General features: G+C 46.4%; 5 protein-coding genes. 3 read left to right on the top strand and 2 right to left on the bottom strand.

What is annotated here, in order from left to right; all coding sequences use genetic code 11:
- Positions 1–81 precede the first annotated feature (81 nt).
- Both Q0991_RS10095 and Q0991_RS10090 read right to left on the bottom strand, forming a co-directional pair.
- Positions 82–354 carry a plastocyanin/azurin family copper-binding protein gene (locus Q0991_RS10095; RefSeq protein WP_299487965.1) on the bottom strand — a complete coding sequence of 91 codons (273 nt, stop codon included), beginning with the start codon at positions 352–354 and terminating at the stop codon, positions 82–84.
- 288 nt (positions 355–642) lie between these two features.
- Complete coding sequence (locus Q0991_RS10090) at positions 643–1089, bottom strand: hypothetical protein (RefSeq protein ID WP_299487963.1); 447 nt, start codon at positions 1087–1089, stop codon at positions 643–645.
- A gap of 275 nt (positions 1090–1364) precedes the next feature.
- Between Q0991_RS10090 and Q0991_RS10085 the strand changes: the two genes are divergently transcribed.
- The 3 genes from Q0991_RS10085 (at position 1365) to Q0991_RS10075 (ending at position 3927) form a co-directional block, all read left to right on the top strand.
- Positions 1365–2405 (top strand): class I fructose-bisphosphate aldolase, encoded by a 1041-nt coding sequence (locus Q0991_RS10085; RefSeq protein ID WP_299487960.1) that lies wholly within the window; start codon positions 1365–1367, stop codon positions 2403–2405.
- Between the two features lie 147 nt (positions 2406–2552).
- The gene (locus Q0991_RS10080) at positions 2553–3038 is read left to right on the top strand and encodes a hypothetical protein (protein ID WP_299487958.1); all 486 of its coding nucleotides are present in this window, start codon (positions 2553–2555) and stop codon (positions 3036–3038) included.
- Positions 3039–3060: 22 nt separating this feature from the next.
- Positions 3061–3927 carry a class I SAM-dependent methyltransferase gene (locus tag Q0991_RS10075; RefSeq protein WP_299487956.1) on the top strand — a complete coding sequence of 289 codons (867 nt, stop codon included), beginning with the start codon at positions 3061–3063 and terminating at the stop codon, positions 3925–3927.
- The last annotated feature ends 152 nt before the right edge of the window (positions 3928–4079 follow it).

Raw genomic sequence — 4079 nt, 5'->3', positions numbered from 1 at the left:
TAGCAACTCCCGAAGTTTTGGGATAGGACTATGACCGCAGGGAAGGTTAAACCTTACGAGTCCTCCGGTCAAACCGGAGGCTTAAGAAGGATAGTTACTCACATCGCCAGCAGAATTACCTGGATCAAACACCACGTTATGGGGTGGAACACCCGCAACTTCAAAATGCACCGTATCACCGGGGGCAATCGTTGCTTCGACGGGTTCAAATACAAGCATGCCAGCAGGAGACCCCATTTGAATGGTGGTCGTTGCTGCGAGAGCGGTTGATCCTGGCCAAAATCCACCGATGACCAGTAAAACTGCCATTAAGGTCGTTGTCAGACCCAGAAGCAGGGGTTTAATATGACGCATTGGTTGTCTCCAAAGCTGAAATCAAGTAAGACAACTTGTCTTACTTAAACGGTACCACCACTTTTACTAATTGAGAATTAATCTTAACTATTTAATATCGAGGGGTAAAAATTAGAGCGTACATTTTTGAGAGATTCAGGCGTGAACGTTCACTGGGGCGACTCTATGGTGGACGAGATATTGGATCAGGCCGTCGGCAAAGTCAAACTCCGTCTGATATTAAGCGAGCTGTTGAGCCTTTTGTCTAGGGTTGCCGTTGTCTCGTTTGGCATGTTGCGGTTCAAAGATTCAGGGCGATGGTCCAGCATTATCTGAGTACCCAAACAAGGCGTAAACATCCCCAAAAAATTGCTCTAACTTTTTTCTCGCCATTAAAGTGGGGGGCGATTTCCCATCAAAGTCCCATTCATCCGTGGTAGAGCAGCATCGCCAATAAGGTTCAGTGTAGGTGTAGCCCATTGATTCAATACCAATGATATGAGCGTCATCCGATTTAGGGTTCGCTGAAAAGCGAATTTGGGTTAATACACAGTGGCTATGGCAAGTGGGATGCCACCCTGGGGAATGGAAGCAGAGATCAATCGAATGCGGATCGATCAAGTATCGAAGGGCGGGGTCATAGATCCAAGGACTCAAATCTGGGTAGGCATCCAGAAATTGCTCTTTGAATAGGGAGACAATTCGGGAGATCTTGCTGAGCATTTCATAGGTCTCAGTATGGTCGGTCGCATTCATAGGTCATCAATCTTCCCAGTCAGATTTGAGATAATTCTCAAGAAATAAAGATCATTGCTTCCATATTTCTAAATCAGATTGGATGATTTAGAAATATGGAAATTTCTGTTTTTCAGCATATTTAGTGATTTTTGGCAGTAAATCTGAGACAAATCCAAGTCCTTGATCCACCTATTTGTTGATGAGAATGCTTGACAAATCTCTTGCTTATTAATATATATTATCAATAAGCAAGAGATTTTAATTCTATCTCTGCTCAACTTAGGAGGTTCTATATGAGTACCCATGCCCAAGAGTTAAAGGCCACCGCTAAAGCATTGGTGGCAAGAGGAAAGGGCATCTTGGCAATTGATGAGAGTAATGTCACTTGTAATAAGCGATTTGCTCAGCTAAGCATTCCTACGACGGAAGAGAATCGAAGGGCTTATCGAGAGTTAATCTTAACAACACCCCAACTTTCTACTTACATCAGTGGTCCCATTTTGTTTGATGAGACCATTCGACAGTCGACTAGAAGCGGTAGATCCTTTGTACAAGTGATTACTGAAGCGGGTATGCTTCCGGGGATTAAGGTGGATACAGGGGCTAAAGACTTAGCTGCCCATCCGGATGAAAAAGTAACAGAAGGTCTAGATGGTTTGCGCGATCGCATTGCTGAGTACTACAGCATGGGTGCTCGTTTTGCTAAATGGCGAGCTGTGATCACCATTGGTAATGGTATTCCCAGTCAAACTTGCATTAATGTGAATGCCCAGGCTTTGGCCCGATATGCTGCCCTTTGCCAAGAGGGAGGCCTGGTTCCCATTGTCGAACCCGAAGTCTTAATTGATGGTGACCATACCTTAGAGCGATGTTATCAGGTCACCGATCGCACCCTTCATGAGGTGTTTGGTCAACTCTATGCCCAAGGGGTAGCTTTTGACCAAATGATTCTTAAACCCAGCATGGTTGTCGCGGGTAAAGATTGCCCTCAGCAACCCAGCGTTGATGAGGTAGCTGAAGCGACCATCAATTGTCTACGCAAAAACGTGCCTGCTCCGGTTGCGGGAGTGGCCTTTTTGTCAGGTGGTCAAAGTGCTGAGCGATCGGCTGCCCATCTGAATGTAATGAATGCTCGCTATGCAGATATCTGTCCATGGCCTGTCACCTTTTCATATGCTCGAGCCATTCAGCAGCCGGCCTTGGAGCATTGGCGGGGTGAGAGTCAGCGGGTATCCGAAGCTCAACAGCGACTGTTGCATCGTGTTAAATGTAATGGTGCCGCCAGTTTGGGGGAATATAGCCCTGAAGTTGAGCGGGAGCTAGCCCTCGTCTAAATTATCCTCTTCTTACGCAGATCCGATCCTTAACACAGTCTACGTTCCCTGAGGAATAACCGCATTTCTCAGGGATTTTTTTCTCTTATGAGAGCTTTCAAAAGACTGGCTCAGTCTCTTTTTTCACCGTTTACCAGAGAAGCTGACATGCCCCATTCAATCAATACTTTATTCGGATTCTTAGGGGGAACGATTTTATCGGTTGAAGGGGGCTATAAAGTGCTTCCTCAAACCCCTTCTGAGAGAATCTTTGGCCGCCTAGCCGATGCCAAATGGTTCCTGGCATTACAGTGGTGTGAGCAATTTTCAACGCCAGCTGGGATATTAACGAATGTCGGCCAAATTCCATTTCATAACGAACCTGCTCTGACCTTAGGCGATGATGAATTTATTCCCCCTGAACATCGACCCACTATTTTTAAGCGATGCCTACCGCTCAAGCCGTTAGAGAAAGCGTTTTACGGTATTCCCGTTGCTGACGGTGTATTTTGCCGCTCGATAGAGATACAAGGCGTTGAGATTGATCCCCGATATGGCAAAGTTGCCTTGGTCCACGAATGTCTGCCCAACCAGTCAATCGTCTCGCCCTCTGCCCTCTCCGCGTTATCACCCGTCATGTCTCATCAACCTTAGACCACAAGAATCGGAGGTTGCTATGACGTTTACCCAGTCGGTCCAGTTAAAAGGGGTTCCTGAAACCCTGATGATTACACTCTATGCCCGTGCTGTTGAAGACCAGCGCCCATGCCCTGTTCTGCAGGATCCAATGGCAGTTGAAATCCTCAATCAACTGGATTACGACTTTTCTAAATTTGCACGAGGGTGGGCATCCCAATTAGCATGTGTAATCCGAGCCAGACAGATGGACCGGATTGTTCAAAATTTCATTAATACCCATCCATATGCAGTGATAGTCAATTTAGGGGCGGGCTTATGCACGCGGTTCTCACGATTGCAAACTGCTCATGTTCATTGGTATGACGTTGATTTCCCCGAAGTTATTGATTTGCGACGACAGGTGTTTGGAGTCTGCAATGGTGATAGTCAGAGCGGAGAGCATCATAACCATTTAATCGCTAAATCAATCTTGGACTTTACCTGGATGGGTGAGATTGACTGTGAGCCTAAACAGCCGATGATGGTGATCTATGAAGGGGTAGCCATGTATCTCACAGAAGCGGAGAATCAAGCCCTCTTACAGAGGATTCAGGCCCAATTCGGCTCCATTGAAGTTCTATTTGATGTTATTAGCCAAGGGACTGCCCGGAGTACTTCACAACATGACACCGTGTCCAAAACCAGTGCTGAATTTAAGTGGGGCATCAACCGATCCTTAGATCTTGAACGCTGGGGCCAAGGCTTTGTCCTCAAGCGTGAAGAGTTTTATCTACAGCACTTTTTGGATGACTTACAGCGATTGCCAACCTTTTGGCGATGGGTTAGCCAAGTCTTTCCCGCTCTGCCAATGATGCTATTCAAAAACTCAGGGCGTATCGTGGGTCTCCAAGTGGGGATTCAGTAACGATGCTAAATGTCCGAAACACCTCTCCCTCCGGCTAGAAAGATGATGTCACTATCAATACCTTCGCCAACCAAGGATAAGCCCCCTAGGTATTAGTCAAGAGGGCTTTAGTAGGACACTTGGAATTACTCCTAATCCAGTATCGCTAAAGC

This window comes from Acaryochloris sp. IP29b_bin.137 (assembly GCF_028285745.1).
In the GTDB taxonomy this organism is placed as follows: Bacteria; Cyanobacteriota; Cyanobacteriia; order Thermosynechococcales; family Thermosynechococcaceae; genus Acaryochloris.
The sequence above is the reverse complement of the archived record's forward strand: the minus strand, read 5'-3'. Positions and strand labels throughout refer to the sequence as shown.